26 protein-coding genes are annotated in these 25930 nt (G+C 72.7%); 13 read left to right on the forward strand and 13 right to left on the reverse strand.

All coding sequences use genetic code 11. The annotated features are described in order from the left end of the window. The first annotated feature begins 22 nt into the window (after positions 1 to 22). On the forward strand, positions 23 to 322 hold the full coding sequence (locus ACFTXQ_RS14395; RefSeq protein ID WP_382640212.1) for a YciI family protein: 300 nt from the start codon (positions 23 to 25) through the stop codon (positions 320 to 322). Between the two features lie 381 nt (positions 323 to 703). Then, complete coding sequence (locus ACFTXQ_RS14400; protein ID WP_382640215.1) at positions 704 to 1198, forward strand: GNAT family N-acetyltransferase; 495 nt, start codon at positions 704 to 706, stop codon at positions 1196 to 1198. On the opposite strand, the gene ACFTXQ_RS14405 is transcribed toward ACFTXQ_RS14400, so the two are convergent. Then, on the reverse strand, positions 1199 to 2290 hold the full coding sequence (locus ACFTXQ_RS14405) for a WD40/YVTN/BNR-like repeat-containing protein (protein ID WP_382640217.1): 1092 nt from the start codon (positions 2288 to 2290) through the stop codon (positions 1199 to 1201). 307 nt (positions 2291 to 2597) lie between these two features. On the opposite strand from ACFTXQ_RS14405, the gene ACFTXQ_RS14410 reads away from it, so the two are divergent. Then, positions 2598 to 3014, forward strand: a complete 417-nt coding sequence (locus ACFTXQ_RS14410; protein ID WP_382640220.1) for an SsgA family sporulation/cell division regulator — start codon at positions 2598 to 2600, stop codon at positions 3012 to 3014. A 201-nt stretch (positions 3015 to 3215) separates the two neighbouring features. Further along, the gene (locus ACFTXQ_RS14415) at positions 3216 to 4856 is read left to right on the forward strand and encodes an ABC-F family ATP-binding cassette domain-containing protein (protein ID WP_382640223.1); all 1641 of its coding nucleotides are present in this window, start codon (positions 3216 to 3218) and stop codon (positions 4854 to 4856) included. 5 nt (positions 4857 to 4861) lie between these two features. Here ACFTXQ_RS14415 and ACFTXQ_RS14420 read toward each other — a convergent pair whose 3' ends face one another. Then, positions 4862 to 5326: an ATP-binding protein gene (locus ACFTXQ_RS14420; RefSeq protein ID WP_382640226.1), complete on the reverse strand. Its 465-nt coding sequence runs from the start codon at positions 5324 to 5326 to the stop codon at positions 4862 to 4864. 203 nt (positions 5327 to 5529) lie between these two features. On the opposite strand from ACFTXQ_RS14420, the gene ACFTXQ_RS14425 reads away from it, so the two are divergent. From ACFTXQ_RS14425 to ACFTXQ_RS14435, 3 genes are all read left to right on the forward strand, one after another. Further along, the gene (locus tag ACFTXQ_RS14425) at positions 5530 to 6381 is read left to right on the forward strand and encodes a helix-turn-helix domain-containing protein (protein ID WP_382640228.1); all 852 of its coding nucleotides are present in this window, start codon (positions 5530 to 5532) and stop codon (positions 6379 to 6381) included. Between the two features lie 30 nt (positions 6382 to 6411). Next, positions 6412 to 6630, forward strand: a complete 219-nt coding sequence (locus tag ACFTXQ_RS14430) for a hypothetical protein (protein ID WP_382640230.1) — start codon at positions 6412 to 6414, stop codon at positions 6628 to 6630. Positions 6631 to 6839: 209 nt separating this feature from the next. Then, positions 6840 to 7811: an acyl-ACP desaturase gene (locus tag ACFTXQ_RS14435; RefSeq protein ID WP_382640232.1), complete on the forward strand. Its 972-nt coding sequence runs from the start codon at positions 6840 to 6842 to the stop codon at positions 7809 to 7811. Between the two features lie 35 nt (positions 7812 to 7846). Here ACFTXQ_RS14435 and ACFTXQ_RS14440 read toward each other — a convergent pair whose 3' ends face one another. Then, entirely contained in the window at positions 7847 to 8101 is a 255-nt protein-coding gene (locus tag ACFTXQ_RS14440) for a WhiB family transcriptional regulator (protein ID WP_382640234.1), read from the reverse strand. A gap of 66 nt (positions 8102 to 8167) precedes the next feature. Further along, positions 8168 to 8962: a VOC family protein gene (locus ACFTXQ_RS14445; RefSeq protein ID WP_382640237.1), complete on the reverse strand. Its 795-nt coding sequence runs from the start codon at positions 8960 to 8962 to the stop codon at positions 8168 to 8170. Between the two features lie 133 nt (positions 8963 to 9095). Here ACFTXQ_RS14445 and ACFTXQ_RS14450 point away from each other — a divergent pair, with 133 nt between their 5' ends. Continuing rightward, on the forward strand, positions 9096 to 9758 hold the full coding sequence (locus ACFTXQ_RS14450; protein ID WP_382640240.1) for a TetR/AcrR family transcriptional regulator: 663 nt from the start codon (positions 9096 to 9098) through the stop codon (positions 9756 to 9758). Here ACFTXQ_RS14450 and ACFTXQ_RS14455 read toward each other — a convergent pair. The 4 genes from ACFTXQ_RS14455 to ligD all read right to left on the reverse strand — a co-directional run bounded on the left by ACFTXQ_RS14455 (position 9742) and on the right by ligD (position 14592). Further along, on the reverse strand, positions 9742 to 11190 hold the full coding sequence (locus ACFTXQ_RS14455) for a DHA2 family efflux MFS transporter permease subunit (protein ID WP_382640243.1): 1449 nt from the start codon (positions 11188 to 11190) through the stop codon (positions 9742 to 9744). The genes ACFTXQ_RS14450 and ACFTXQ_RS14455 overlap by 17 nt on opposite strands. Further along, entirely contained in the window at positions 11187 to 12095 is a 909-nt protein-coding gene (locus ACFTXQ_RS14460; RefSeq protein WP_382640246.1) for an alpha/beta fold hydrolase, read from the reverse strand. Before ACFTXQ_RS14460 ends, ACFTXQ_RS14455 begins: the two co-directional genes overlap by 4 nt. A gap of 139 nt (positions 12096 to 12234) precedes the next feature. Then, a complete protein-coding gene (locus ACFTXQ_RS14465) occupies positions 12235 to 13476 on the reverse strand; it encodes a serine hydrolase domain-containing protein (RefSeq protein WP_382640249.1) in 1242 nt (413 codons plus the stop codon). A gap of 96 nt (positions 13477 to 13572) precedes the next feature. Continuing rightward, complete coding sequence (gene ligD / locus ACFTXQ_RS14470; RefSeq protein WP_382640252.1) at positions 13573 to 14592, reverse strand: non-homologous end-joining DNA ligase; 1020 nt, start codon at positions 14590 to 14592, stop codon at positions 13573 to 13575. Positions 14593 to 14667: 75 nt separating this feature from the next. Here ligD and ACFTXQ_RS14475 point away from each other — a divergent pair, with 75 nt between their 5' ends. Beyond that, on the forward strand, positions 14668 to 15747 hold the full coding sequence (locus tag ACFTXQ_RS14475) for an ATP-dependent DNA ligase (protein WP_382640255.1): 1080 nt from the start codon (positions 14668 to 14670) through the stop codon (positions 15745 to 15747). Positions 15748 to 15751: 4 nt separating this feature from the next. On the opposite strand, the gene ACFTXQ_RS14480 is transcribed toward ACFTXQ_RS14475, so the two are convergent. Beyond that, positions 15752 to 17170, reverse strand: a complete 1419-nt coding sequence (locus tag ACFTXQ_RS14480; protein ID WP_382640258.1) for an NAD(P)-binding protein — start codon at positions 17168 to 17170, stop codon at positions 15752 to 15754. Between the two features lie 225 nt (positions 17171 to 17395). On the opposite strand from ACFTXQ_RS14480, the gene ACFTXQ_RS14485 reads away from it, so the two are divergent. Beyond that, the gene (locus ACFTXQ_RS14485; RefSeq protein WP_382640261.1) at positions 17396 to 17914 is read left to right on the forward strand and encodes an NUDIX hydrolase; all 519 of its coding nucleotides are present in this window, start codon (positions 17396 to 17398) and stop codon (positions 17912 to 17914) included. Here the strand turns inward: ACFTXQ_RS14485 and ACFTXQ_RS14490 are convergent. The 4 genes from ACFTXQ_RS14490 to ACFTXQ_RS14505 all read right to left on the reverse strand — a co-directional run bounded on the left by ACFTXQ_RS14490 (position 17911) and on the right by ACFTXQ_RS14505 (position 23231). After that, positions 17911 to 18570: a GPP34 family phosphoprotein gene (locus tag ACFTXQ_RS14490; protein WP_382640263.1), complete on the reverse strand. Its 660-nt coding sequence runs from the start codon at positions 18568 to 18570 to the stop codon at positions 17911 to 17913. The two genes, ACFTXQ_RS14485 and ACFTXQ_RS14490, sit on opposite strands and share 4 nt — an antisense overlap. Before the next feature lie 115 nt (positions 18571 to 18685). Continuing rightward, positions 18686 to 20782: an MDR family MFS transporter gene (locus ACFTXQ_RS14495; RefSeq protein ID WP_382640266.1), complete on the reverse strand. Its 2097-nt coding sequence runs from the start codon at positions 20780 to 20782 to the stop codon at positions 18686 to 18688. Positions 20783 to 20818: 36 nt separating this feature from the next. Beyond that, complete coding sequence (locus ACFTXQ_RS14500; protein ID WP_382640269.1) at positions 20819 to 22174, reverse strand: 6-phospho-beta-glucosidase; 1356 nt, start codon at positions 22172 to 22174, stop codon at positions 20819 to 20821. A gap of 70 nt (positions 22175 to 22244) precedes the next feature. Next, a complete protein-coding gene (locus tag ACFTXQ_RS14505; protein WP_382640272.1) occupies positions 22245 to 23231 on the reverse strand; it encodes a helix-turn-helix domain-containing protein in 987 nt (328 codons plus the stop codon). Between the two features lie 217 nt (positions 23232 to 23448). Between ACFTXQ_RS14505 and ACFTXQ_RS14510 the strand changes: the two genes are divergently transcribed. From ACFTXQ_RS14510 to ACFTXQ_RS14520, 3 genes are all read left to right on the forward strand, one after another. Further along, on the forward strand, positions 23449 to 24117 hold the full coding sequence (locus ACFTXQ_RS14510) for a helix-turn-helix domain-containing protein (protein WP_382640275.1): 669 nt from the start codon (positions 23449 to 23451) through the stop codon (positions 24115 to 24117). Positions 24118 to 24181: 64 nt separating this feature from the next. Then, positions 24182 to 24739, forward strand: a complete 558-nt coding sequence (locus tag ACFTXQ_RS14515; protein ID WP_382640278.1) for a toxin-antitoxin system, toxin component — start codon at positions 24182 to 24184, stop codon at positions 24737 to 24739. Beyond that, complete coding sequence (locus tag ACFTXQ_RS14520) at positions 24736 to 25926, forward strand: MAB_1171c family putative transporter (RefSeq protein ID WP_382640281.1); 1191 nt, start codon at positions 24736 to 24738, stop codon at positions 25924 to 25926. Before ACFTXQ_RS14515 ends, ACFTXQ_RS14520 begins: the two co-directional genes overlap by 4 nt. The last annotated feature ends 4 nt before the right edge of the window (positions 25927 to 25930 follow it).

A 25930-nucleotide genomic window follows, 5' to 3' on the forward strand; every position in this document is an offset into this window, starting at 1 on the left:
GTGCGAGAGTAGCCTGACGATCATGTTCGTCATGGAGCTCAGCTACACAGCGCCCCTCGAAGCCGTCGAAGAACAGATGGACGCCCACATCGCCTGGCTGGACGGCTACTACGCCGCCGGCGTCTTCCTCGCGTCGGGGCGCAAGGTCCCGCGCGAAGGCGGGGTGATCCTGGCCGGCGGGGTCTCCCGTGCGGAGATCGAGAAGATCGCGGCCGAGGACCCCTTCACGGTGGCGGGGGTCTGCGCCTACCGCATCACGGAGTTCATCGCGACGAAGACCTCGGCGGACCTGTCGACGGTCCGCGAGAACCCCGCGGTCTAGTTGCGTTCGGGGGCACCGGGCCTCGTGTGTCCTTCATCAGCCGGGTGCAGCCGGGGGTGCCGCACGCGGCCGGGCTTCCCGGGCCCGGGGCCGCAGCACGCGCCGGGGGCCAACGGCCGCCATCCAGGCCGGGCCCGTAGCGGCGGGGCGGCCGCCAGGGCCCTGTTGACCCGGTCGAGGCTGTCCGCGGGCGCGTGCGGCTGGGCGCTGGTCGTCCCGGTCCGGCACCGGCTGGTCGCCTTCGGCCCCGGGGGCGAGCGGGTCCGGCGCCTGCCCGGGCGTGGGCGCCAGGCCGCCCAGGGGGCCGGGAGCCTGCCGCGCCCGGCCCCCGGCCACCGACACCACGACCGCATTCACCCGCTGACCCACAGGAGAACGCCGATGCCACCGCGTCCCGCCACCCGTGCCGACATACCCGAGCTGATCCGGCTGCGCGCCGTCGCGCTCGCCTCCCTGGGAGTGGACCCGGGGCCGGCGGACGCCGCCTGGCGGCGGACGGCGTACGACTGGTTCGGCGAGCGCGTCGGCGACCGCCCCGACGTGCGCTGCCTGGTCGTCGGCGGCGCACCGGGCGAGCCGCTGCTGGCCACCGGGATGGCCTGGATCACCTACCACCTGCCCGGGCCGCAGTGGACGGACGGGCGGCGCGGCTACCTCGACGGGGTCGTCACCGACGGCCCGGCGCGCGGGCGGGGGCACGGGCGGCGGATCGTCGACGCGCTGGTCGGCTGGCTCGAAGGGCTCGGCATCGGCTACGTCCAGCTGCACGCCAGTGCCGACGGCGAGCCGGTGTACCGGGCGGCGGGGTTCCTCCCCGGCCGCTACCCGGGCATGGACCGGATCACCCCCGCGCCCCTCGCCCCGCCCGCCCCCTGATCAGCGGCGTTCCAGCCGGGCCACGCGGCCCTTCTCCCCCGCCGCCCAGCAGCCCGCGTCCGGCGCGCAGTCGACCGTGTCGAACGAGCCCGGGTCCAGGGTCCGCCAGCTGCGGCCCCCGTCCAGCGTCAGGTCCGTGCCGGTCGGGCCCACGGCGAGGGCCGTACCGCCGCCGTACGGGTACCAGGCCGCGCCCGACCGGTACGCCGGCGGCGGGGTGGCCGCCTGGCCCCACGTGCGGCCGCCGTCGGAGGAGACGGCCGCGGCCTGCGGGGAGGGCTGCCCGGTGCGGTAGTCGCCGCCGACCGCGAGGCCCCTCGTACGGTCGCGGAAGGCCAGGGCGAAGACCCCGCGCGCCGGGTCCCCGGCCGGGACGGTGGACTCGGCGGCCCACCAGGTCAGGCCGCGGTCGGCGGAGTGCAGCACCCGCGCGGTGGCCCCGCCGCCCGTGGCCAGCCAGACGTCGCGCGGGCCCGCGGCCACCAGGCACTGGCCGCTCGCCGCGAAGCCCGCCTCGCCGGGCAGCGCGGCCGGCATGCCCTCGGCCGGCAGGACCCGCCAGCTCCGGCCCCCGTCGTCGGTCGACAGGATGCGGAACTTCCCGTCCACCGGGTCGCTCATCGCCAGGCCGTGCCGGGAGTCGAAGAACGTGAGGCAGTCGTAGAACGCCCGCGGGTCGGGGTTGCGGAAGGTCTCGGTCCAGGTGGCACCGCCGTCCTCGGTGCGCAGCACCCTGGAGGCCTCGCCCTCCCCGATCGACAGGGCCACGGCGCGGCGCGCGTCGAAGGCCTCGACATCGCGCAGCTCCAGCTTCTCGGCGACCGCGGCGGGCGGCGAGACGTCCTGCCAGCTGCGGCCGCCGTCCACCGTGCGCAGCACCGTCCCCTTGGAACCGGCCACCCAGGCCGTGCTCCGGCTGACCGCCGCCAGCCCGCGGAACCGCGCGTCCTTGCCGGTGTCCTTCAGTGCCCAGCCGGCGGCTCCACCGCCCGTCAGGGCCGGTAACTCTCCCCCGGCCTCGGCTGGTGCGGCCGACAGCCCCACCACCAGCGCCGCGGCGCACAGGCCCACTCCCACTCCCAGAAGTCTCATGGCGCCGGAAGCTAACGCACCCCCGATTCCCCGTCCAGGGTGCCTCTCCGGGAGGGTGCGTTGGGCCTGTGGAGTGATCGGTAACCAGCCCTTCTGAGAGCTTCGCGGAACCGGTGGAACCGACCGGCCCGCCTACCGCCGCAACTCCCCCGCTGGTCACTCTGTGCGATCACACGGTTCGTTTCCGGCCAATCCGTGACACAGCTCACGTCAGCCCCCCTGCACGGATTTGCCGATTCCGGCGTCTATCGGGTTGCCGGGTTCCACCCCACAACCCGGCAGCAGATCCGCCGCAAGGGAGTGAGCCTTGATCACTGTCATCGAGCAGGCCGTACAGGCCCGTCTGGTAGCCACCGCGCCGAAGGTCGAGACCGTTCCCGTCACGCTCTGCTATGACCGCGCGGATCCGTTCGCCGTGCGGATGGCGTTCCCCGCTCCCGCGACCCTGGAGGGCATCGAGGTCTCCTGGACCTTCGCGCGTGAGCTCCTGGAGTCCGGGCTGGACCGCCCGTCGGGCTGGGGCGACGTGCGCGTGCGCCCGTACGACGCCGACCGGACGACGATCGAGTTCCACGCGCCGGAGGGCGTGGCGGTGGTACTCATGGTGACGGCCGAGCTGCACCGGTTCCTGGAGCGGGCCTCGACCGTGGTCCCGCCCGGCCTGGAGCACCTCTACCTCGACATGGACCAGAGCCTCGCCGAGCTGATGCGCGACACCTGCTGAATCCCGACGGCGCCTAATTCGTTTGCGGGCGGCTCCGGCCGCCCGTAGCTTCGTAGACGCCCCATCGCCGTCGAACGGAGCAGGACGTTGCTCTTCTGAGGTCCGAGACACCGACCACTGACCGGTCCCCGGCCGGTCACCGACCGATCGTCGGCTGTCTCCCCGCGTTGCACGCACCATTCACGCAACCTGGAGGCCTCCATGAGTCATCCCCCTGCTTACGTCACCTGCTCCGCCCTGTCCTTCGACTGGCCCGACGGCACTCCCGTCTTCGACGGGTTCCACCTCTCCGTCGGCCCCGGCCGCACCGGCCTGATCGGGCTCAACGGCTGCGGGAAATCCACCCTGCTGAAGCTGATCGCCGGGGAACTGACCCCGTCCGACGGCCAGTTGGCCACGGCCGGCACCGTCGGGTACCTCCCGCAGAACATCACCCTCGACACCGCGCTGCGCGTGGACGAGGCGCTCGGCATCCACACCGCCCGCACCGCCCTGCACGCCATCGAGGCGGGCGAGGCCACCGAGGCGAACTTCGCCGCCGTCGGCGACGACTGGGACGTGGAGGAGCGGGCCCTGGCCATGCTCGACCAGCTCGGCCTCGCCCGGATCGGGCTGGACCGTACCGTCGGGGAGGTCTCGGGCGGTGAGGGGGTCCTGCTGCGGCTGGCCGCCCTGCTGCTCGCACGCCCCGACGTCCTGCTGCTGGACGAGCCCACCAACAACCTGGACCTGCGGGCCCGGGGCCGCCTCTACGCCGCGGTCGAGTCATGGACCGGGGTGATGGTCCTGGTCAGCCACGACCGGGAGCTGCTGGAGCGGGTCGACCAGATCGCCGATCTGCGCGACGGCGAAGTCCGCTGGTACGGCGGCAACTTCACGGACTACGAGGAGATGCTCGCCGCCGAGCAGGAGGCGGCCGAGCGGATGGTCCGGGTCGCGGAGGCCGACGTGCAGCGCCAGAAGCGCGAACTGGTGGACGCACAGGTCAAATTGGCGCGGCGCAAGCGGTACGGCCAGAAGATGAACGAGAACAAGCGCGAGCCGAAGATCGTGATGGGCGCCCGCAAGCGCGCGGCACAGGAATCGGCCGGCAAGCACCGCATCATGCACACCGAGAAGCTGGCGCAGGCGAAGGAGCGGCTGGACCAGGCGGTGGAGGCGGTGCGCGACGACGACACCATCCGGATCCAGCTGCCCGCCACCCAGGTCCCGCCAGGACGGCGCGTCCTGACCCTGAGCGATCTGCGCCTTGCGCACGGTGCGCGCGTACGGGGCGAGTGGGAGCTGCGCGGCCCCGAGCGGATCGCGCTGGTGGGCCGCAACGGCTCGGGCAAGACCACGCTGCTCCGTACGATCGCCGGGCTGCTCGCGCCGGAGTCGGGCGCGTCGGTCACCCACGTGCCCGCCCGGTACCTGCCGCAGCGGCTGGACGTGCTCGACGAGAGCCGTTCGGTGGTGGAGAACGTGGCGCGGTTCGCCCCGCAGGCCACGAACAACGTGATCCGGGCGCGGCTCGCGCACTTCCTCTTCCGGGGCGCCCGCGCGGACCGGCCGGCCGGCACCCTGTCGGGCGGCGAGCGTTTCCGGGCGGCGCTGGCGGCGCTGCTGCTGGCGGAGCCCGCTCCGCAGCTGCTGATGCTGGACGAGCCGACGAACAATCTGGATCTGGCGAGCGTACGGCAGTTGACGGACGCGCTGGACGCCTACGAGGGCGCGCTCGTGGTGGCGAGCCACGACGTGCCGTTCCTCGAGTCGATCGGCATCACGCGGTGGCTGCTGCTGGACGGTGAACTGCGGCCGACCACGGCCGAGGAGGTCCGGGAGACCCTGTGGCTCGGGTGACGGGGCTAGCGGGGCAGTAACGCCCAGGACTTGGTTCCCCCCAGGGGGGTCAGGACGGGAGTGAGCCCCCAGTCCCCGCCGCAGGCCTCGACGGCCGCGGCGAGCAGCCACATCCCGCGGCTGCGCCGGCGCCGGCACTCCTCGCTCGCCTCGGGCGAGGAGTGCGCCGGGTGCTGGTCGTAGAGGACGATCCGCAGCGCGTCGAACTGCCAGCGGATCTTCAGCATCATCTCCTTGTCGGGCGTGAACCGGTGTGCGCACGCGACGAGTTCGGAGGCGGCGAGGGCCGCGGTGTCACACAGGTCCGACAGGGCGTGCCGGGTGAGCAGGGACCGGACGACGGAGCGGGCGGTCCCCGCGCAGTGGGCGCCGCCGGGCAGGCCTATCGAGTAGTCCAGCTTCTCCGCCTCGCGCGGCGGGGGCTGCAGAAGTTCGTGTACCGGCCGCGTGCCACGGAGAGTGCCCGTCATCGTGCTGCTCCAAATGTGGGTGTGATCGACAGCGGTGTGATCAAAGACGGACCAGGAGGTCGCCCCGTGTGAGACTTGCACTACCGACCGTAGCGCAACCCGGTGCACAGTGCTACTACTTGTACGACCACCTGCTGATTTCTCAGGTCATTTCCGGACGGGTACGGGCATCGCTCCCGCCCCCGGCCGAGATAGGGGGAACCGTGCCGCCCAGGAGCACGCCGACCGCCAGGCAGCAGCGCCTCGGCTCCGAGCTGCGCAAACTCCGCGAGCAGTCGGGCACGACGGTCCAGCAGGCCGCGGCCCTCCTGGGGGTCGACCGGACCCGCATTCCCAACATCGAATCCGGCCGGATCGGGATCAGCGCCGAGCGTGTCCGCACGCTCGCGTTCAACTACGACTGCCCCGATACGGGGCTCGTGGACCTGCTGGCATCGATGGCGCAGGAGCGGGACAAGGGGTGGTGGGAGCAGCACCGGGGGATGCTGCCGCCCGCGCTGCTCGACATCTGCGAGCTGGAACACCACTCGGTCGCGCTGCACACCGCGGTCACCACGCACATACCCGGCCTGCTCCAGACCGAGGCGCACGCCCGGGCGGTCTTCGACACCGCCGACCCGCCGCTGCCGCAGCCGGACCTGCAGGCGCGGCTCGCCCTGCGGATGAGCCGCCGGCAGGTGTTCGCGCGGGAGCGGCCGCCGCTGTACGAGGCGGTGGTGCACGAGGCCGCGCTGCGGATGCAGTTCGGCGGTCCGAAGGTGGCCCGGGCGCAGCTGGAGCACATGGTGGAGCAGTCGCAGCGGCCGCTCACGACGGTGCTGGTCATCCCGTTCACCGCGGGCGGGTTCCCGGGCGCCGGGCAGTCCTTCACGTACGCCGCGGCCGAGATGAGCCAGCTGGACACCGTGCAGCTGGACAGCTCGCACGGCTCGATGCTGCTGGACTCGCACATGAAGCTGCTGCGGTACCGGGGCCTGCTGGAGCGGCTGCGCTCGCTGGCGCTGCCGGCCGCGGCCTCCCGCGACTTCATCCACGCCATCGCCCAGGGCCTCTGACCGGATCCCGACGAGGAGACGAGAACCCACATGACCACGACCACCACGGCCGCCACTTCGACCGATATCGCCTGGGACGAGGCTTTCTGCAGCGAGGGGGCCAATTGCTTCCGCTTCGGCCGCGACGCCGAGGGAAAGGCGTACATCGGAACGACAGATTCCGCCGCCTACGTCACCGACTCCATCGACGCCCTCCGGGCCCTGATCTCCGCCGTCAAGGCCGGAGCGGCGGATCACCTCCTGGCGTGAAACGGCCCGGCGACGGTCTGGAAGAGGGCGCTTTTGCTACAACTTCCCCCTTCCGCTTCCCGCCCGCACCCTTCGTTAACTGCACAGATAACTGGATGTAACCGGACATAGGCACGGCTGGGGCTTGGCCTCGTCTTGATGTCGCGCTTAACCTACGACTCCGTAGGCTACGGAACCGTAGGTAATTCGCTTTGCACCCAGGAGTACCCGTGACGATCACCTCTCCCCACCTCGGCAGCTCGGAGGCGTGGACCGACGCCAAGCTGCTGTTCGCGCTGGAAGAGGTGGTCGAGAAGGAGCTCAACCGCCACCTGACGGTCACCAAGGACTGGATGCCCCACGAGTACGTCCCGTGGAGCGACGGCCGGAACTTCCCCGGCTTCTTCGAGGACGGCGAGGCCTGGGACCCGCAGCAGTCCAAGGTCACCGAGATCGGCAAGATCGCGCTGGTCGTGAACCTGCTGACCGAGGACAACCTCCCCAGCTACCACCACGAGATCGCCACGCTCTTCGGCCGCAACGGCGCCTGGGGCACCTGGGTGCACCGCTGGACGGCCGAGGAGGGCCGCCACGGCATCGTGATGCGCGACTACCTGCTGGCCTCGCGCGCCGTGGACCCGGACAAGCTGGAAGCGTTCCGGATGCAGCACATGTCGGAGGGCTTCGAGTCCGACAACCGCCACTCGATGCTGCACTCGGTGGCCTACGTGGCCTTCCAGGAGCTCGCCACCCGCATCTCGCACCGCAACACCGGCCACCAGTCCGGTGACCCGGTCTGCGACCGCATGCTGGCGCGCATCGCGCAGGACGAGAACCTGCACATGATCTTCTACCGCAACCTGCTGGGCGCGGCCTTCGAGATCGCCCCCGACCTGACGATGCAGGCCGTGCGGGACGTCGTGGTCAACTTCCGGATGCCCGGACACGGCATGCCCGGCTTCGAGCGGATGGCCGCGCAGATGGCGATCGGCGGGGTCTACAACCTGCGGATCCACCACGACGACGTGCTCGCCCCGGTGCTCCGGTTCCTCAAGGTCATGGAGATCGCCGACCTCGGCCCGGAGGGGCAGCAGGCCCAGGACGAGCTCGGGCTGTTCATGAACGGTCTGGACTCCGAGGCCAAGAAGTTCGACGAGCGGCTCGCCGCCCGCGCGGCCCGCATGGCGGCCCGCAAGGGCTGACCCATGACCCCGGCAGAGCCGCGCTCTGCCGGGGTTCAGCGGCGGCTGGGCCGCAGGGCGTGGCGTTCGGCTTCCGAGAGGCCGCCCCAGACACCGAAGCGCTCGTCATTGGCCAGCGCGTACTCCAGGCACGCGGCCCTCCCCTCGCACGCCCCGCACACCCGCTTCGCGTCCCGCAGTGAAGAGCCCGGCTCCGGGAAGAAGAAGCCCGGGCCCGTCTGGGCGCACAGGGCGAGTTCGTACCAGGCGGTGGCAGTGGCGGTCGCGGTGTCAGTGGTGTTCATCGGCATGCCGGAGATACTCACCGCCCGCGATGGACGTCCGATCAACGCCTGATCAACGGAGCCGGTGCCGTGTCACGCTCCCGGCGGCGGGGCGCTGGCTATGACCGCGAAGCGGGCTCCGAAGGGATCCGCCAGTTTGGCGAAGCGGCCGACCCCCTCCATGAAGACCGGCGTCATCCGGACCTTGCCGCCGGACTCCTCCGCCCGCGCCGCCGTCGCGTCGCAGTCCGCCACCTCGAAGTACGGGGTCCAGTAGGGACGTTCGGTGTCTTCCACCGGGTCCGTCGAGAGGGGGACCAGACCGCCGATCGCCGCCTCGTCCGTCGTGCCGGCCGGTCTGACCATCGTGTACGTGCCGCCCCCGAACGACATCTCGCTGACCTCCCAGCCGAAGACCGCGCCGTAGAAGGAGGCGGCCGCGGCCACGTCGGCCGTGTACAGCTCCGCCCAGCACATCGAGCCCACCTCCGCCACCACGTCCAGGCCCTTGTTCCTCCGTGGCTGCCACACGCCGAAGCCCACTCCCGCCGGATCGGCGAACACCGCCATCCGGCCGAAGTCCATGACGTCCATCGGCTGGAACCGCACCGACCCGCCCGCCTCCGTCACCGCCGCGGCCGTGGCGTCCGTGTCGGAGGTCTGGAAGTACACCGTCCAGGCCGCGGGGCCCTGCTCCGCCGTGACGGTCATGCCGCCCGCGACCGTCCGGTCGCCGAGGCGGAACATCCCGTACCCGCCGACCTCCTCGCCGCCCGCCTGGAAGTCCCAGCCGAACAGTCCCCCGTAGAACCCGGCGGCGCCCTCGATGTCCGGAGCGCCGAGGTCCAGCCAGTTCGGGGAGCCGTCCTTGTAGTCCGTGGTGAGCATGGCCCCGCCCTCCTTCCCCACCCGCCCTGTCCTGTCGTCTGTCCTGTCCTCTTCGAGCATGGCATCCCCCACTGACAGCAGCCCGGCGCCCGTTCCACAGGGTGCACGACCGTGCGTTCGGTAAGATGGTGATATGGCAGACGGACGCGTGGAACGCGGGAACCAGACGCGACGGACCGTTCTCGACCGGACCATGAGCATCGCCTCCGTGGACGGCCTCGAAGGCCTGTCCCTGGGGAAGATCGCCGCGGATCTGGGCCTCAGCAAGAGCGGCGTCTTCGCGCTCTTCGGCTCCAAGGAGGACCTCCAGCTCGCCACCGTCCGTGCCGCCGTGGACGTGTTCGTCGAGCAGGTCGTCCGGCCCGTGCGCCAGGATCCCGCCGGCATCGCCAAGGTGTGGAAGGTGTGCGAGCGCTGGCTGGACTACTCCGGGCGCCGCGTCTTCCCGGGCGGCTGCTTCTTCTACTCCGTCTCCGCGGAGTTCGACTCGCGCCCCGGCCCCGTACGCGACGAGGTGGCCAAGGTGCGCACCGACTGGACGCGCTACATCGAACGGGTCCTGGACGAGGCCCGGCTGGCGGGCGCGTTCCGGGACGGGATCGACGCGGCTGACGTCCCGCAGCTGGCCTTCGAGGTGATCGCCCTGATGGAGCTGGCCAACGCGCATTCCGTCCTGCACGACGACCCGGTCGCATACGAGAGGGCCGGCCGAGGCATCCTCGACCGGCTGCGGGCGGTGGCGGCCGCCCCGGAGGAACTCCCGGAACGGCCGCCCGCCGTCAACTCCCCTTCCTGACCCCGTTCGCCCCGCCGCGCACGCGCATCGAGCAGCCGGCGGCCGCCGCGCCCAGGGCGGCGACCGCCGCCGTCAGGAAAACGGCGCGCCAGTGGTCACCGGCCCCGGTCAGCAGGGCCGCGGTGGCCGCGACGCCCAGTGCGCCGCCGAGTTGACGGGCCGTCATCAGCAGCCCGGTGCCCGCCGCGAAGCGCTGCGGCGGCAGCGCGGCCGAGGCCGCCGTGGACAGGGCGGTCAGGGTCACCCCGATGCCGAGCCCGCCCAGCAGGCCGGCCGGGAGGAAGATCTGGGCGTACGAGGTCGAGGCGTCGACCCAGCCCCACAGCAGCAGGGCGTTGGCGGCGAAGAGGAGCGAGCCGACGGTGACCGCCGCCCACTGCCGGTGGGCGGGGACACGGCGGCCGACGACCAGGGCGCCGGCCATGGCCAGTACGGCTCCCGGCGTGACGCCGAAACCGGCTTCCAGGACCGAGTAGTTCCAGCGGGCGATCAGGTAGGAGGGCCCGGTCAGCAGCCATGCGTACATGGCGGTGCCGAAGAGCAGCGCGCCGGTACTGGCGCGGGCGAAGACGGGGTCGCGCCACAGGTCGCGGTCGACGGCGGGGGCCGGGTGGCGGCGCGAGCGGTGGAGCGCGGTGGCGGCGCAGAGGGCTCCGCCGGCCAGGAGTACGAGCACCGCGGGGTCGGTCCAGCCCCACTCCTGGCCCTGGGAGAGGCCGGTCACCACGCCCCCGATGCCGAGCGCGAGGGCGAACGTACCGAGGGGGTCGGGCAGTTGGCGTCCCGTCGGGGCCTCGCGGGGCACGGCGCGGGCGGCGGCCCAGCAGACCACCAGGCCCAGCGGCACGTTGACGAGGAAGATCGCGCGCCAGTCCCAGGCCTCGACCAGCAGTCCGCCGAGGCTAGGGCCGACGGCGGCGGCGAGCCCGCCCGCGGCGCCCCACGCGCCGAGGGCCGCGGCCCGGCGGCCGGGCGGCGTGTGGGCGAGTACGAGTCCCAGCGCGGCCGGGATCATTCCGGCGGCCGCCGCTCCCTGGAGGGCGCGGGCGAGGATCAGCAGGTCGGCGGTGGGGGCCGCGCCGGCGGCGAGCGAGGTGAGGGTGAAGGCGAGGGACGACCCGAGGAAGAGGGTGCGCCGGCCGAGGGTGTCGGCGAGCCGTCCGGCCGCGGCCAGCAGGGCGGCGAACAGCACGGCGTAGGCGCTGACCACCCAGGTGAGCCGGGCCAGGGACACCTCGGGGAAGGCCCGCCGCAGGTCGGGGAAGGCCACGTTGACGACGGTGGCGTCGAGGAAGGCGAGGAAGGTGACGGCGCAGGCGAGCGCCAGGATCCGCCGGGGATCCCCCACGCCTGCCGGCCCGTTGCGGGCCGGTCCTCCGCGGGCGCTGTCGGTGCCGGTGCCGGTGGTCCGCGGAGCGGGGTGCGTCGTCATCGGGCCACCGCCGAGGCGCCCGTCGCCGATGCCGCGGGCGGCACGGCCTGCCCAGGGGCGGTGGCGAACTCGACCGCTGCCGCGATGACTTCCGGGTCGGACAGGATGCGGCGGTGGCCCAGGCCGCTGGTCTCGATCAGGCGGGCCCTGGAGCCGTACGCCGCGGCGATCGCGCGGGACTGGGCGGGGGCCGCGACGTCGTCGTCCGCGTCGTGGACGAGGAGGACCGGCATCGGCCCCTCGACCGGACGGCGACCGGCGTCGAGGCGCTGCCAGATGTCGGGTTCACCGCGGAAGAGGCGGTGTTCGACGTGGTCGCGCAGGGCGCGCATGGCCGGCTCGCGCAGGCGCAGCCCGGCACGGAACTGGTCGAGGAGGTAGCCGAAGTCGGCGACGCCCCCGATGCCGACGAACCGGTCCGCCCGGATGCCGTCGGCCTCCCGCAGCATGAAGAGCGTGGCGAGCACGCCGAAGGAGTGGGCCACGACCGCGGAGAACCCGCCGTACTCCGCGTGCAGTTGGCGCAGGATGTCCCGGTAGTCGAGGATCGTGGAGGCCCGGCCGCCGGACTCCCCGTGGCCGGGGGCGTCGAAGGCGATCACCGTGTGCCCCTCGGCCCGGAGGGCCTCGACGAAGCCGCTGAACCGCGAGGCGCGCGAGGTCCAGCCGTGCACCAGCAGCACGGGCCGTTCTCCGTCGCCCCACCGATAGGTGGTGACGGGTATGCCGTGCACGGTGAGCCGGCCGGTGCGGGCCCGGGCCATCGGCTCCGCCTCCTCGGGGCGGAGCCGGACGCGGCCGAGGGGCCGGACGAACCACGCGAAGGCGCGGGGTCCGGCCAGCCCCGGGGCGAGCCGGGCGGTGAGGTTGAGGGTGGTGCTCAGGAGTGAAGCCGTGGGATGCATGCCCGGTTCTCCGGATCTCCTCAGATGGCCAGTGGCCGGTCGGCCGGATGGCGCCGGCAGGATGATGAGGAGATATTAGCACGATCGTTCGTGTTGTTTTGTTGGAGAGCCCCGCTCCCCGGACGGGAGGAGAGCGGGCTCAGCCGGGCTTCGAGGCCGTTGGCTTGTGGCCGGGGTAGACGTGGTCGGGGGTCACGATGCGGGTGATCGCCGCGCCGAAGAGGGCGCTGGGCTCCTGGCCGTCGTGCAGGATGTCGGTGTTGAGGAGGACGACCATGGTCGCCTGCGCCTGGGGCAGGTAGACCGTCAGCGTCTCGTAGCCGGGCAGTGAGCCGTTGTGGCCGATCCAGCCCTGGACGTTGAAGATGCCCAGCCCGTAGCCGGCGCCCGGAATGCCGATCGAGGTGGTCTTGAGGCGCTCGGCCTGGGTGGCCGGCGTCAGCAGTGTGCCGGTGGCGAGCGTGCGCGCCCAGCTGCGCAGGTCGTTCAGGTCGGAGATGACCGCTCCCGCCGCCCAGGCCCAGGAGGGGTTCCAGTCGGTCGCGTTCTCGATCTTTCCGGAGGCCGTCTGGTCGGTGTAGCCCTGCGCGTGCGGTGCGGGGAATTGCGCCCCGGTCGGGAAGAGCGTGGCGTGCAGACCGGCCGGCTTCAGGACGTCCTGCGCGATGACCTCGTGGAGCGGACGGCCGGTGATCTTCTCCACCACCAGACCGAGCAGGATCAGGTTGGTGTTGGAGTACTCCCACTTCGCGTCCGGCGCGAACTGCACCGGGTGCTTGAAGGAGTAGTCGAGCAACTGCTGGGGCGTGAAGGGCTGCGTGGGGTGGGCGAAGAGGGCCTTGGTGAAGTCCTCGTCCTCGGAGTAGTTGAAGAGTCCGCTGCGCATCCCGGCGAGTTGGCGCAGCGTGATGCGGTCCCCGTTCGGAACGCCGGTGACGTACGTGCCGATCGGGTCGTCCAGGCCGATCCTTCCCTGGTCGACCAGCCGGAGGAGCGCGGTCACGGTGAAGGTCTTCGTCTCGCTGCCGATGCGTATGTGCATGTCGGTCCGCATGGGCGCGCCGGTCGCCTTGTCCGCGACCCCGAAGGTCTTCACGTAGCTGCCCTTGCCGGGGGCCCACAGGCCCACCGTCACGCCCGGCACCCGCGCCTCGCGCAGGACCTGCTGGATGGCGGCGTCCAGCTGCGCCGCGACGGCAGGCGTGAGCTGCGCGAATTCGGAGCCGCCGTCCGGGGAGGGCGGGACGGGTGCGGCGAGGTCGGTCTGCGCCCGGGCGCCGGCCGACCCGTAGGCGGGACCCGCGAGGGCCGGGGCGAGGAGCAGGCCCGCGGCGGCGACCGCCACGCAGCCCTTGCGCAGCCGAGTGTGCGTCGAACCCATGACGTGCCTCCCGTCGTACGGGGACAAAAGCGCCGGAATCAGCCTAGGCCCGGACCGCCTGAGTCGCGAGACGGGGCAGATGCCCGCGAGAGCGGGTCAGTCCTCCCGCTTCGCGCGGCTCGGCTGGACGCGCTTCGGCTCGCCCGGCATCTTCGGGTAGTCCGGGGGGTAGGGCATGTCGCCCAGCCCGTGGTCGTGCTCGTCGCGGTCGGCGAGTTCCAGTACGGACTCCAGGCTGAAGGCGTGCTCGTCCATGTCCGCGTGCAGGTCGCCCAGTTCGGCGAAACGGGACGGCATCGTCACGATGTCGAAGTCGCGCGGCTCGGCGTCGTCCACCTCGTCCCAGCGCAGCGGTGCCGACACCGGGGCGTGCGGGCGCGGGCGGATGGAATAGGCGGAGGCGATCGTGCGGTCGCGCGCCGTCTGGTTGTAGTCGACGAAGATCCGCTCGCCGCGCTCCTCCTTCCACCAGGCCGTGGTGACCTTCCCCGGCATCCGGCGTTCCAGCTCGCGGCCGAGGGTGATGGCACACCGCCGGACCTCCGTGAACGTCCAGCGCGGCTCGATCGGCACGAAGACGTGCAGGCCGCGGCCGCCCGAGGTCTTGGGCCAGCCGCGCAGCCCCAGTTCCTCCAGCAGGGCGCGCAGTTCGTGGGCGGCGGCCACCGCGTGGTGGTAGTCGGTGCCCGGCTGCGGGTCCAGGTCGATGCGCAGCTCGTCGGGCCGGTCGGTGTCCTCGCGCCGCACCGGCCAGGGGTGGAAGGTGAGGCAGCCCAGGTTGGCGGCCCACAGGACGGCGGCCGGCTCGGTCGGGCAGATCTCGTCGGCGGAGCGCCCGCTGGGAAAGGCGATGTGTGCGGTCGGGATCCAGTCGGGGAGGTTCTTCGGGGCCCGCTTCTGGAAGAAGGACTCGCCCTCCACTCCGTCCGGGAACCGTTCGAGGGTCGTCGGCCGGTTGCGCAGGGCGCGCGTGATGCCCTCCGCGACCGCCAGGTAGTACGCGGCCACGTCCCGCTTGGTGAGGCCGCGCTCCGGGAAGTACACCTTGTCGGGGTTGGACAGCCGCACCGTGCGCCCGCCCGCGTCCAGCTCGATGGCATTGCCCGAAGCACCCATGTGCGCCACGGTAGGCGGGCCCGGCCGGGCGCGCACACCGGGCGGGGCCGGACGTACGACCGCAGAATCGGAGACATGGATCTGCCGGTGATGCCGCCCGTGAAGCCGATGCTCGCGAAGTCCGTGGGGAAGATCCCGCCCGGCATGCAGTACGAGGCCAAGTGGGACGGCTTCCGGGCCATCGTGCACCGCGACGGCGACGAGGTCGAGATCGGCAGCCGCACGGGAAAGAGCCTGACCAGGTACTTTCCCGAGCTGGTGGCGGCCCTCAAGGAGAACCTGCCCGACCGCTGCGTCGTGGACGGCGAGATCGTGATCGTTCTGGGCGGACGCCTCGACTTCGACCGGCTGACCGAGCGGATCCACCCCGCCGCATCCCGCGTGAAGCTGCTCGCCGAGACGACCCCGGCCAGCTTCGTCGCCTTCGATCTGCTCGCGATCGGCGACGAGGCGCTCCTCGGCACCCCGCTGGCCGACCGCCGCAGCGCCCTCGCCCGGTCCCTCTCCACTGCTCGGCCCCCCGTCCACCTCGCGCCCGCGACCACCGATCCCGCGCTCGCGCAGGAGTGGTTCGAGCGGTTCGAGGGCGCCGGGCTCGACGGGGTGATCGCCAAACCCCTCGATCTCCCCTACCGGCCCGATGCCCGCCTCATGTTCAAGATCAAGCACGAGCGTACGGCCGATGTCGTCGTCGCGGGTTTCCGTTTCCACAAGAGCGGTCCGATTGTCGGATCGCTGCTCCTCGGCCTGTACGACGGCCACGGCGCCCTCCAGCACGTCGGCGTGTGCGCCGCCTTCCCCATGAAGCGCCGCGCCGAACTGGTCGAGGAGCTCGAACCCCTGCGCATGGCGGACCCCGCGGGCCATCCGTGGGCCGCCTGGACCGAGGAGTCGGCCCACGAGGACGCCCGGCTGCCCGGCGCGCAGAGCCGCTGGACCGGCAAGAAGGACCTGTCGTGGGTGGCGCTGCGCCCCGAGCGGGTCGTCGAGGTCGCCTACGACCACATGGAGGGCGACCGCTTCCGGCACACCGCCCAGTTCCGCCGCTGGCGGCCCGACCGGACGCCGGAGAGCTGCACCTACGACCAGTTGGAGGAGGTCGTCGGATACGACCTCGCCGAGGTGCTCGGCCCGCCCCCCGCCGCCGCCCGCTGACGGGTCATCCCGCCGTCAGCTTCTCCCACTCCGCCCGGTCCGGGCCCACCGCGTTCGGCGCGTAGTCCGGCCGCGCGGCCAGCCAGCGCGCAACCCTGGCCCGGACGTCCGGATCCGCGTACGCCCGCTCCGGCGGCTCGGCCAGGTGCCGGACCCTGGCCCGCGCCCGCATCACCTCGGGGTCCTCCAGCGCGCAGTCGAACAGGGCGGCCACCTCGCGCGCCGTCCCCGTCCGCACGGCCCGGGTCGCGAACCGCTCCCCGATGGCCGCGTCGGCGACGACCTGGAAGTCGAACCAGGGCTTCAGGGTGCGTACCGCCCACGCGTGGTGGTCGGCGGCGTAGCGCTCCGATCCCGGGTCCCGGTGCGCCGTACGGGCCACCCTGCGCGCGGCCCACAGCGCGAGCGAGGTGCCCTGCCCGAGGGTGGGGTTGGTGTGCGTGATGGCGTCGCCGACCGGCACCAGCCCGCTCACGACCGGGCCCCGCTCGTCGGCCAGGGCGCTCCACCGGTTGTCCAGGCTCGCGGTGGCCAGCACCTCCGAGCGGGGTTCGGCGCCCAGCGCCAGCCAGGCCGCGCCGGGCGGGAAGGCGCGCGCGGCGGCCTCGAAGACGGCCGGGTCGCGCAGGGCGGAGCGCGTGGTGTCCGCGGTGTGCACGAACAGCGTCACGGCGAAGAGCCGGTTGTCGGCGGGGAAGACGGCGCATCCGGCGAAGGCGCCGCCCGTGACCGCCCAGGGCCGGCGCGGCCCCTCCGCCATGCCCTCGGGCAGCCGGTACCAGCGGCAGAAGTAGGCGAGCCCGGTGCGGTGCCGTTCCACGACCGGGGGGCGGCTGCCCGCGGCGGCCAGCCGGCGCTCGGCGCCGCCGCGCCGCCCGCCCGCGTCCACCACGAGGTCCCCCGCGTAACTCCCGGCCTCGGTGGTCACTCCCGTCACCCGGACCACACCCCCCTGGCCCCCGTCACCGCCCTCACCCCCTCGGGCCGCCGTGGTCAGCCCGGTCACGGGTTCCCCGTACCGCGCCACCACGCCCGGTTCGGCGCGCAGGGCGCTCGCCAGTGCGCTCTCCAGCACGATGCGCCTGGCCTGGAGCATCACGAGGTCCTCGTCGCCGGGGCGCGCGGGCGGGCGGGCGTCGAACCAGTCCAGCTCGTGCCGTTCGCGGGCGCCGAGCCGCAGCATCTCCCGGTACACGTCCGGCAGTTCCTCGCGCAGCACGTTCCGCGCGGCGCCCAGCAGCGCGTGCGGCTGGGCGGCCTGCGGTACGGCCGGCCGCCGCCAGCCGAAGAAGTCCCGGTCGAGGGCCGTGCCGGGGGCGCGCGTGTCGCGCTCGAAGAGTTCGGCCGTGTGCCCGCGCCGTGCGGCGAGCAGGGCCGTGGCCAGTCCCCCGAGTCCTCCGCCGATGACCAGCACATGTGTCATTGCGCCCCCCTGAGCCGATGAGCCGATGAGCCGATGAGCCGATGAGCCGTACGACGATCACACCGCCTGGAGCCTGCGCGGACGGAACCGGGCCGAAACCCGCACAGGCGTCCTAGGGCCGTCCGGGGCGGCGCGCGCCAAGGGCCCGGCTTGACACATGTTGTTGACCAAGTGGCAAATGGAGCCATGGCCCGTGAGAGCCACGTGCACAGAGGAAGGACGTCCATGACCACCACCACCGGCGAACGCCCCGAGCGGGCGGTCCCACAGCCCAATGCCGTCGTCGGCGTCGGGCTGGTCGTCGTCGGCCCTGACGGCCGGGTGCTGCTCGGCCAGGCGCACGACGGCCGCTGGGAGCTGCCCGGGGGCAAGGTCGACCCCGGGGAGGGCTTCGAGCAGGCCGCCGCCCGGGAACTGGCCGAGGAAACGGATCTGCGGGCGGCCCCCGAGGGGATCCGGGTCCTCTCCGTCCAGATCGACGCGAAGTCCGGCGTGACCCGGCTGACGGCCGCCGCCGTCACGACCGCCGCGCAGGGCGTGCCCACCGTCACCGAGCCCCACAAGATCGCCCGCTGGCAGTGGTTCGCCCCGGCCGAGATCCCCGCCGCGCTCTACGCCCCGTCGGCGGCGGTGCTGCGCTCCTGGCGCCCGGACCTCGCCGCCCTGCCCGACGTGCCCTCGTACGACTACCCGACGGCCGACCACCCCACGGCCGACCACCCGACGGCCGGCCCCACCGGCTAGCTCGTCGCGGCGGCGGTGGCGGCCATGGCCGCCACCACGGCCGCCTGCGTGTCGCGGATCGCGGTGCGCACGCTGTCGGTCGCCCACTGGCCGGCGGCCACCTCCGCCATCCGCGGGACGACCTGCCCGCGCGGCACCCCGGGGAAGGCCAGCCGGTGCAGCCTGGCCGCGTGGAGCAGGGCCACCAGGGCGGCCGTACGCTCGTCCGGATCGGAGCCCTTGAGCACCACGGCCCGGAGCCGTTCCCGCAGCGCGGGCCCGACCGTCCCGTCGGCCTCCGGATAGCGGCGCCGCGGGAACATCCCGAACACCTTGTCCACTTCGGCGCCGATCAGCCCCCGCGCTTGCAGCCGCTCCAGGCCGGCGGCGACCGCCCGCGCGTGGTCCTTGGTCAGCCAGTCCGTCACCCGGCGCTTGCTGCGGCCCCGCAGCCACGCGCCGATCAACTCGATCCGGCCGTCGAGCAGTTCCTCCCCGGTGGAGGAGGTGTCCGACAGCGACAGGTACGCACCCGTCACCGACACCCGCTCCGCCATGACGAGTTCGACGAGGATCCCGCCCGCCACGGCCCAGCCCACGGTCTGCCGCTGCCGCGCCGCCCCGGACTCCTCGTCCAGGCACAGCAGCACGATCTCCTCCGCCAGCGTGATCCCCATGAGCAGCCCCCCGTTGCCCTCGCGCCCCACCGGGAAGGACGTACGGCGGCCGCGGGTGGTTCCGGCCCCGCCGGGCGGACGCCGAGCCGATGACCGCGGGGCGGACGCGGTGGCCCTACCCCCGCACCGCCGTCCGCGGTGCGAAGTTGCCCTCGCCCAGGTCCTCGGCCAGCAGCCGCTTCGCGATCGCGTCCGCGGCCACCCTCAGTTCGGCGCTCCGCGGCCGGCCCCGGTCCTTCTCCAGCCGGTCTCCGAGCCAGTCCGCCCACGCGCTCGAGATGACGGCCGCCTCGCGCTCGCCGGCCGGGGTGTGCGCGAGGAAGTTTCCCTCCCGCGTCAGGTACCCCTCGTCGACCATCCGGTCGAAGACCGGCAGCAGCACCTCCGGCGGCAGCGACCTGCGGTTCGCGATGAGCCCCAGGCTGGCGTGGCCGACCGTCCGGGTCAGCAGGTCCACCTGCATCACCGCCCACGCGCCCGCCATGTCCAGCCTGGTGTCGGAGGCGTCGACGATCGCGCGCGCCTGCTCGGGCCCCATGTTCCGTACGAGCTTCCCGACCGCCAGCTCCAGCAGCTTGGCCGAGTCCCCCGAGGCCGTGGCCGGCGAGGCGAAGCCGTCGCCCATGTCCGTGGAGCCGGCCCGGGCGGTGTCGCGCAGGTGCACCTGCTTGAGGAAGAGCGCCACGACGAAGCCGACCACCGCCACCGGCACGGTCCACAGGAACACCGTGTGCAGGGCCTGCGCGTACGCGTCGATGACCGGGCCGGCCTCCGCCGGATCCAGCGCGTGCACGCCCTGCGGGCTCTGCGCGGCCGCGCCCAGCCGCGCCGGATCGGCCCCGGTGGCGCGCGCCGCCTCCGCGACCCCCGCCTTCAGCTCGGGGCCCAGGCTGTTGGCGTAGATCGTGCCGAAGACGGCGGTTCCGAAGGAGCTGCCGAGCGTACGGAAGAACGTGACGCCCGAGGTGGCCGTGCCGAGGTCGGCGTAGTCGACGGTGTTCTGCACGGCGATCGTCAGCACCTGCATGCACAGGCCGATGCCGGCACCGAGCACGAACATGTACAGCGACTCCAGCCAGGCGCCGGTCCCCGGGCCCATCCGGGACAGCAGGTACAGCCCGACGCCCATCACCAGGCAGCCCACGATGGGGAAGATCCGGTACCGCCCGGTCTTGCTGGTGACGTTGCCGCTGAAGACCGACGCGATGAGCAGGCCGATGACCAGCGGCAGCGTCCGTACGCCGGACACCGTGGCCGAGTCCCCGTCCACGTACTGCAGGTAGGTGGGCAGGAAGGTCATCGCCCCGAGCATCGCGAAGCCGACGACGAAGCTGAGCACGGAACAGACCGTGAAGACGGGATTGCGGAACAGCCGCATCGGCAGCATCGGCTGCGCGGCCCGCGTCTCGGCCGCGCAGAACAGCGCCAGGGCGACCGCCCCGCCCGCGAACAGCCCGATGATGGTCCCCGAGCCCCACGCGTACTCGTTCCCGCCCCAGCTCGTGGCCAGGATCAGCGCGCTGGAGCCGGCCGCGACGAGCGCGATGCCCAGGTAGTCGATCCTCGGCCGCCCCACGGCCCGCACGGAGGGGATCGTCCGGGCGGCCGCCGCGACGACGAGGATCGCGATGGGCACGTTGACGTAGAAGGCCCAGCGCCAGGTCAGGTGGTCGGTGAACAGCCCGCCCAGCAGCGGTCCGATCACCGTCGCCACGCCGAAGACGGCGCCGATCGCGCCCTGGTACTTGCCGCGTTCGCGCAGCGGGACCACATCGGCGATCAGTGCCATCGAGGTGACCATGAGGCCGCCGGCTCCGATGCCCTGCACGCCCCGCCACAGGATGAGCAGGCTCATGTTGCTCGCGAGGCCGCACAGGAAGGAACCGGTGATGAAGACGACCGCCGACACCTGGAAGATCAGCTTCCGGCCGAAGAGGTCGCCGAACTTGCCCACCAGCACCGTCGCGACGGTCTCCGCGAGCAGGTAGGAGGTCACCACCCACGACATGTGGTCCCCGCCGCCCAGGTCCGCCACGATCGTGGGCAGCGCGGTGCCCACGATCGTCTGGTCGAGTGCGGCCAGCAGCACGCCGAGCATGATCGTGCCGAAGACGACGTTGCGCCTGCGCCGGTCGAGCACGGGGGGCGCCGCGGCCGCGACGGGGGCAGTGGTCACATCTCGCACTCTCACAGCAGCCCCGCCGGGCCGCATGCGGCACGGGGCCGTACGGGCGACCCCGCGCGGGGATCAGCGCAGGTAGGCCAGGCCCGGATGCTCGGCGGCGTAGCCCTCCAGCAGCCGCCGGGCCACCCCCACCGAGTCCACCAGCGGATGCAGCGCGAAGGCCTTGACCGCGGCCGCCCGCGAGCCGCTCTCCGCGGCGGCGAGGACCTCCCGCTCCACGGCCTTCACCGAGGTCACCAGCCCGACCGCGTGCAGCGGCAGCGGGGCGACGCCCACCGGGTGGGCGCCGTTCGCGTCGACCAGGCAGGGCACCTCGATGACCGCCTCGGCGTCCAGGACGGACAGCGTGGAGCGGTTGCGGACGTTCAGGATCAGCGTGGCGCGCTCGTCGCGCGCGATGGCCCGCATCAGGGCGAGCGCGACCTTCTCGTAGCCCCCCGACTCCAGGTCGCCCTCCTCGCGCTCGCCGGCGCCCGCCGCCTCCCGGTTCTCGGCCATGTACGTGGCCTCGCGTTCGGCCCTGGTGCGGTCCCAGGCGGCCAGCGCCGCCCCGGCCGGCAGCCCGTGCCGGCCGGCCTCCGCGTAGAAGGCCTGCTGCTGGTCGCGCAGGAAGGCCCCGCGGGTCTGCTCGGCCTCCTGGTAGGCCCGTACGGTGTCACGGTTGAAGTAGTAGTAGTGCAGGTACTCGTTCGGGATCGCGCCGAGCGAGCGCAGCCATTCGGCCCCGAAGAGCCGGCCCTCCTCGAAGGACTCAAGGGCCGCGGTGTCGGCGAGCAGCCGGGGCAGCTCGTCCCGGCCGGCGATGCGCAGCCCGCGCACCCAGCCCAGGTGGTTGAGGCCGACGTAGTCGATCCAGGCGTCCTCGGGCCGCGCGCCCAGCAGCCGGGCGATGCGCCGGCCGAGCCCCACGGGGGAATCGCAGATGCCGATCACCCTCTCGCCGAGCTCCCCGGCCATCGCCTCGGTGACCAGCCCGGCCGGGTTGGTGAAGTTGATGACCCAGGCGTCGGGGGCGGTGCGGGCGATCCTGCGCGCGAGTTCGCGGGCCACCGGCACGGTCCGCAGCCCGTACGCGATCCCGCCCGCGCCCACCGTCTCCTGGCCCAGCACTCCTTCGGCCAGGGCGATCCGCTCGTCGGCGGCGCGTCCCTCCAGGCCTCCGACGCGGATGGCGGAGAAGACGAAATCGGCCCCGCGCAGGGCCTCGTCGAGGTCCCCGGTGGCCGTCACGGCCGGGGCGTCGGGTACCCCGGCGGCGGCCGCCTGGTCCGCGAGCACCCGGGCCATGGCCGCGAGCCGCCCGGCGTCCTCGTCGTACAGCACCACCCGGGTCACCCGGCCCTCGGCGTGGTCGCCGAGCAGTGCTCCGTAGACGAGCGGTACCCGGAAACCGCCCCCGCCGAGGATCGTCAGCCGCACGCCCCTACCGCCCTTCACCCGTGCCCGGTGCCCCGCACCCGGCGTCAGGGCACCAGTCTCCCCCGGTGGTTCACTCCGCCGGCGACGGCACGGCGCGCAGCCGGGCGCCCTGCTGGTGGGCGGCCCCGCCGCCCGGGACGAAGCCCGCCGGCGTGCCCTGCGGGGCCGAGAGGATCAGGGTGATCCGGGTCAGCCCCATGGCGTCCAGCATCCGGCTGGTTTCGGCCACCATCCGGCAGCGCACGAGGCCCGACCGCGGGTCGGGGTGGCGCACGGTGCGCACCGCCCCGTCCTGCTCGGCGGCCTCGGCCCCGCGGCAGCTCAGCCAGTGCGGCACGCCGTACCGGTAGGCCGCCTCCATGAACGGGTCACGGGCCACCTCCTGGCGGATGCTGCGCAGCCCCTCGTCCTCGGGGGCGGCGGCCAGCGCGGTGGCGAACTGCGCCAACAGGGGGACGCACCAGGCGGGTTCGTGGTCCTCCAGCACCGCCGCCGCATCCGGGTGGAACAGCACGAAGCGCAGGAAGTTGTCGTCCGGCAGGGCCGTCGGGTGCGGCCGTACGGACTGGAAGAGCTGGTCGAAGGCGGAATTGGTGAGCGCGACGTCCCAGCGGTGGTCCACCAGGAAGCTCGGGTAGGGGACGGCCTCCATGAGGGCCGCGTAGTCGCACAGGTAGTCGCGCTGCGCGGGGTCCTCGGGCAGCCGGTTCTCCTCGGCGGCCCGCCAGGTGGGCGGCGGATCGCGGTCGACCATGATGCGGAAGAGCCAGAAGCACTGCCGCTCGCTCATCTCCAACGCCTCGGCGAGGGCGAGCAGTTTGCGGTCCGTCCACTCCTTGACCAGGCCGCGTTCCCAGTTGCCGTACGCACGCACGCTGATGCGGAGCCGGGCCGCGAGGTCCTCCTGGCTCAGCCCCAGCTCTTCGCGGCGCTGGCGCAAAATCTCCTTGCGTCGCTCCGACCGCACGGCGCCACGTGCGGGCTCCTCGCCCGCCAGGCGCTCCTCACCGGCTCGGGCGAAGCCATCGGACGGGCCCACCGCTGCGAGATGTGGCACCGAGAGCTCCCCCTCCTCACGGTCTGGATCTTCATTTCCGTGTGGCGATCCTGCTACCGACCTCATTCGAGTGTCAACTATTGTGGCAATTCCAGCCTCTTGACAGCTCAATCCCGCCACAGCTGTGGCACGTTCTAGCCCTTCGCAGCGGGACCGGATAGATTCCAGAAGCCGACCACGTGCCGTACCGACTTCGCGCGATCTAGGAGAACCACTGGTGACAGACGGCTTCCCGGCTCCCGTCGCGGTGGCCCACGCACCCCTGGCAGCCACCATCACGCGTGTCGCCGAACTCGCGGGCAAGATGGGCCGCGACCTCAATCAGGTCTTCGACCTACGGCGCCTCTCGGAGGCCTCCGGTGTGCCGGCGGACGTGGTCAGAACCCTGCTCGACGGCAGGCCCGCCGGCGAACCCGACCTCCAGACCCGCTTCCTCCAGCGCCTCGACCTGCTCCGGCGCACCCGGGTCAAACCCAACGGCCGCCGCTACACCCAGCAGGAGATCGCGGACGGCGCCGGGATGTCCCGGCAGCAGGCAGGGGCCCTGATCAACGGCGACCGCCGCCCCACCATGGAGCACTGTGACGCCATCCAGCGCTTCTTCGGGGTGCACGCCGGCTTCCTCACCGCCCACGACGCCGACGCCCTCACGGACGCGCTCCAGCGCACCGAGCAGCAGCTGCTCCAGGACTTCGCCGGGCGGGCCCGGGAAAACACCCCGCCCCCCACCGCTTCGGCCGGCGATCCGCTGGCAAGACTCCTCCAGAACCACGGTGTACGGGGCATCGCATGGCGGGCCGCCCAACTCCCCAGCGACAAGCACCGGGACAAGGTGACGGAATGGCTGGACATGCTCCTCGAAAGCGTAAAACCGAACGAATCCTGACCCAGTCGAGAGTCTGGGTCTGATCCTTGAGTCCTGATCCGGATCCGCGCCGACGGGGAGAACGGTGAGCATAGGCAGAGAGCAGCGGCGGTTGTGCGGGGAGCTGGTGGCCGGGATCCGGCTCGCGGCGCCCGTGGAACCCGTGGACCTCTACGCCGCCCTCTGCGAGGGCATGAGCAGACACCGCGGCCGCCGGGTGGAGTTCCGGATGGCCTCGTTCCCGCCGGGGACAGCCAGCGGCCTGTGGCTCGACATGGCGGACCGCGACCTCGTGGTCATCGAGGAACGGACCGCGCCCGACCACCAGTTGGTGATCCTGGGTCACGAACTGTGGCACATGAAGGCGGGGCACTGCAGCCACCACGTCGACGGCGCCGCCGTCGCCGCCCGACTGCTGTGCGACGAGGCCGACATCGGCGAGACCGTCCGCCGGGTCGCCGCGCGCACGCGCGCCGACGTACAGGAGGAGACCGAGGCCGAGACGTTCGGCTTACTGCTGGGTGCCCGGTGCCGGACCTGGCTGGCCGGGTCGGCGAGCCACCGGGCGCCGGCGCAGCGCGACGAATTGGCGGGCCGGATCGAGGCCTCGCTGGGCTACCGGGGGCACAGGAACGAACGTTGAGCGGCGAGGACTACTACATACCGGCCATCGCACTGGCCATCTCCCTGGCCTTCAAGCTGCCGGCGCTGCGCACCAACTGGCGTGACCCGCTGCTGCGTTCGGTCTGCGCCCTGCTGACCCTGGCCGCCGCGGTCTTCACCTTCGCCGCCCCGCCCACCATCGACGCGGTCAACCGCTGGACCGGGATCACGAACGTCTCCGCCCCGCTCGTCTACTGCCTGATCACCGCCTTCAGCGCCTCCTGCCTGGTGCTGATGGTGAACTGGCGGGGCGGCCCGCCCGAGCGGACCCGCCGCGTCTCGCGGCGCTGGATCCTGGGCTACAGCGTGGTCGTCGTCACCCTGATCGTGCTGTTCGTCCTCGGCGAGGCGCCCGTCGAGCGGCTGCGCGACTTCGACACCTACTACGCCAACACCCCGTACCTGCAGCAGATGATCGCCCTCTACCTGCTGGCGCACCACGTGGCCGCGGTCGTGATGGTGTCGCTGTGCTGGCGCTGGTCCCTCCAGGTCCGCGGCTGGCTGCGGGTCGGCCTGGTGATCATCGTCGTCGGCTACGTCTTCAACCTCACCTACGACGCCACCAAGATGTCCGCGGTCGTCGCCCGCTGGCTCGGCCACGACCTGGACGACCTGAGCACCTACGTCGCCCCGCCGCTCGCCGCCGTGGGCGCGCTGATCAGCGCGATGGGTTTCGTCGTACCCCTCCTGTGCCAGCGGCTGTCGGACAACTGGCGGACCTGGACCACCTACCGCAGGCTCGACGCCCTCTGGCAGGAGGTGCAGATCTGCACCCACAGCTGCACCCCCGGCGTGCGGATGTCCTGGTGGTCCGCCGCCGAGCTCCGGGTGATCCAGCGGGAGTCGGACATCCACGACGGGTTCCTGCACCTGGGGCCGTACTTCGACCGGAGCCTGCGCGACGACGCCTACGGGCGCGCCGTCGCGCAGGGGGCCGACGAGGGTTCGGCGCGCGCGGTCGCCGACGCCGCCATGGTCGCGGCCGCGGTGCAGGCCCGCTCCGCGGACCCCGACGGCCGGGTCATCGGGGCCAGCGAGGAGAGCGTGTTCGACATCCCGGACGCGCCGCGCGACCTCCTGCGGATCTCCCACGCCCTGCGCCATTCGCCGGTGGTCCAGGCGGTCCGGCAGCAGGCGGCCCTGTCGGTGGCGGGCGGCCCGGCGTAGCGCA

The organism is Streptomyces sp. NPDC057010 (assembly GCF_042673805.1).
Lineage (GTDB): Bacteria > Actinomycetota > Actinomycetes > Streptomycetales > Streptomycetaceae > Streptomyces.

Excerpts from the sequence above, each read along its gene's own strand:
- ACFTXQ_RS14395 (WP_382640212.1), top strand. The coding sequence starts at position 23 with ATGTTCGTCATGGAGCTCAGCTACACAGCGCCCCTCGAAGCCGTCGAA.
- ACFTXQ_RS14400 (WP_382640215.1), top strand. The coding sequence starts at position 704 with ATGCCACCGCGTCCCGCCACCCGTGCCGACATACCCGAGCTGATCCGG.
- ACFTXQ_RS14405 (WP_382640217.1), bottom strand. The coding sequence starts at position 2,290 with ATGAGACTTCTGGGAGTGGGAGTGGGCCTGTGCGCCGCGGCGCTGGTG.
- ACFTXQ_RS14415 (WP_382640223.1), top strand. The coding sequence starts at position 3,216 with ATGAGTCATCCCCCTGCTTACGTCACCTGCTCCGCCCTGTCCTTCGAC.
- ACFTXQ_RS14420 (WP_382640226.1), bottom strand. The coding sequence starts at position 5,326 with ATGACGGGCACTCTCCGTGGCACGCGGCCGGTACACGAACTTCTGCAG.
- ACFTXQ_RS14430 (WP_382640230.1), top strand. The coding sequence starts at position 6,412 with ATGACCACGACCACCACGGCCGCCACTTCGACCGATATCGCCTGGGAC.
- ACFTXQ_RS14440 (WP_382640234.1), bottom strand. The coding sequence starts at position 8,101 with ATGCCGATGAACACCACTGACACCGCGACCGCCACTGCCACCGCCTGG.
- ACFTXQ_RS14445 (WP_382640237.1), bottom strand. The coding sequence starts at position 8,962 with ATGCTCACCACGGACTACAAGGACGGCTCCCCGAACTGGCTGGACCTC.
- ACFTXQ_RS14450 (WP_382640240.1), top strand. The coding sequence starts at position 9,096 with ATGGCAGACGGACGCGTGGAACGCGGGAACCAGACGCGACGGACCGTT.
- ACFTXQ_RS14455 (WP_382640243.1), bottom strand. The coding sequence starts at position 11,190 with ATGACGACGCACCCCGCTCCGCGGACCACCGGCACCGGCACCGACAGC.
- ACFTXQ_RS14460 (WP_382640246.1), bottom strand. The coding sequence starts at position 12,095 with ATGCATCCCACGGCTTCACTCCTGAGCACCACCCTCAACCTCACCGCC.
- ACFTXQ_RS14465 (WP_382640249.1), bottom strand. The coding sequence starts at position 13,476 with ATGGGTTCGACGCACACTCGGCTGCGCAAGGGCTGCGTGGCGGTCGCC.
- ligD (WP_382640252.1), bottom strand. The coding sequence starts at position 14,592 with ATGGGTGCTTCGGGCAATGCCATCGAGCTGGACGCGGGCGGGCGCACG.
- ACFTXQ_RS14475 (WP_382640255.1), top strand. The coding sequence starts at position 14,668 with ATGGATCTGCCGGTGATGCCGCCCGTGAAGCCGATGCTCGCGAAGTCC.
- ACFTXQ_RS14480 (WP_382640258.1), bottom strand. The coding sequence starts at position 17,170 with ATGACACATGTGCTGGTCATCGGCGGAGGACTCGGGGGACTGGCCACG.
- ACFTXQ_RS14485 (WP_382640261.1), top strand. The coding sequence starts at position 17,396 with ATGACCACCACCACCGGCGAACGCCCCGAGCGGGCGGTCCCACAGCCC.
- ACFTXQ_RS14490 (WP_382640263.1), bottom strand. The coding sequence starts at position 18,570 with ATGGGGATCACGCTGGCGGAGGAGATCGTGCTGCTGTGCCTGGACGAG.
- ACFTXQ_RS14495 (WP_382640266.1), bottom strand. The coding sequence starts at position 20,782 with ATGCGGCCCGGCGGGGCTGCTGTGAGAGTGCGAGATGTGACCACTGCC.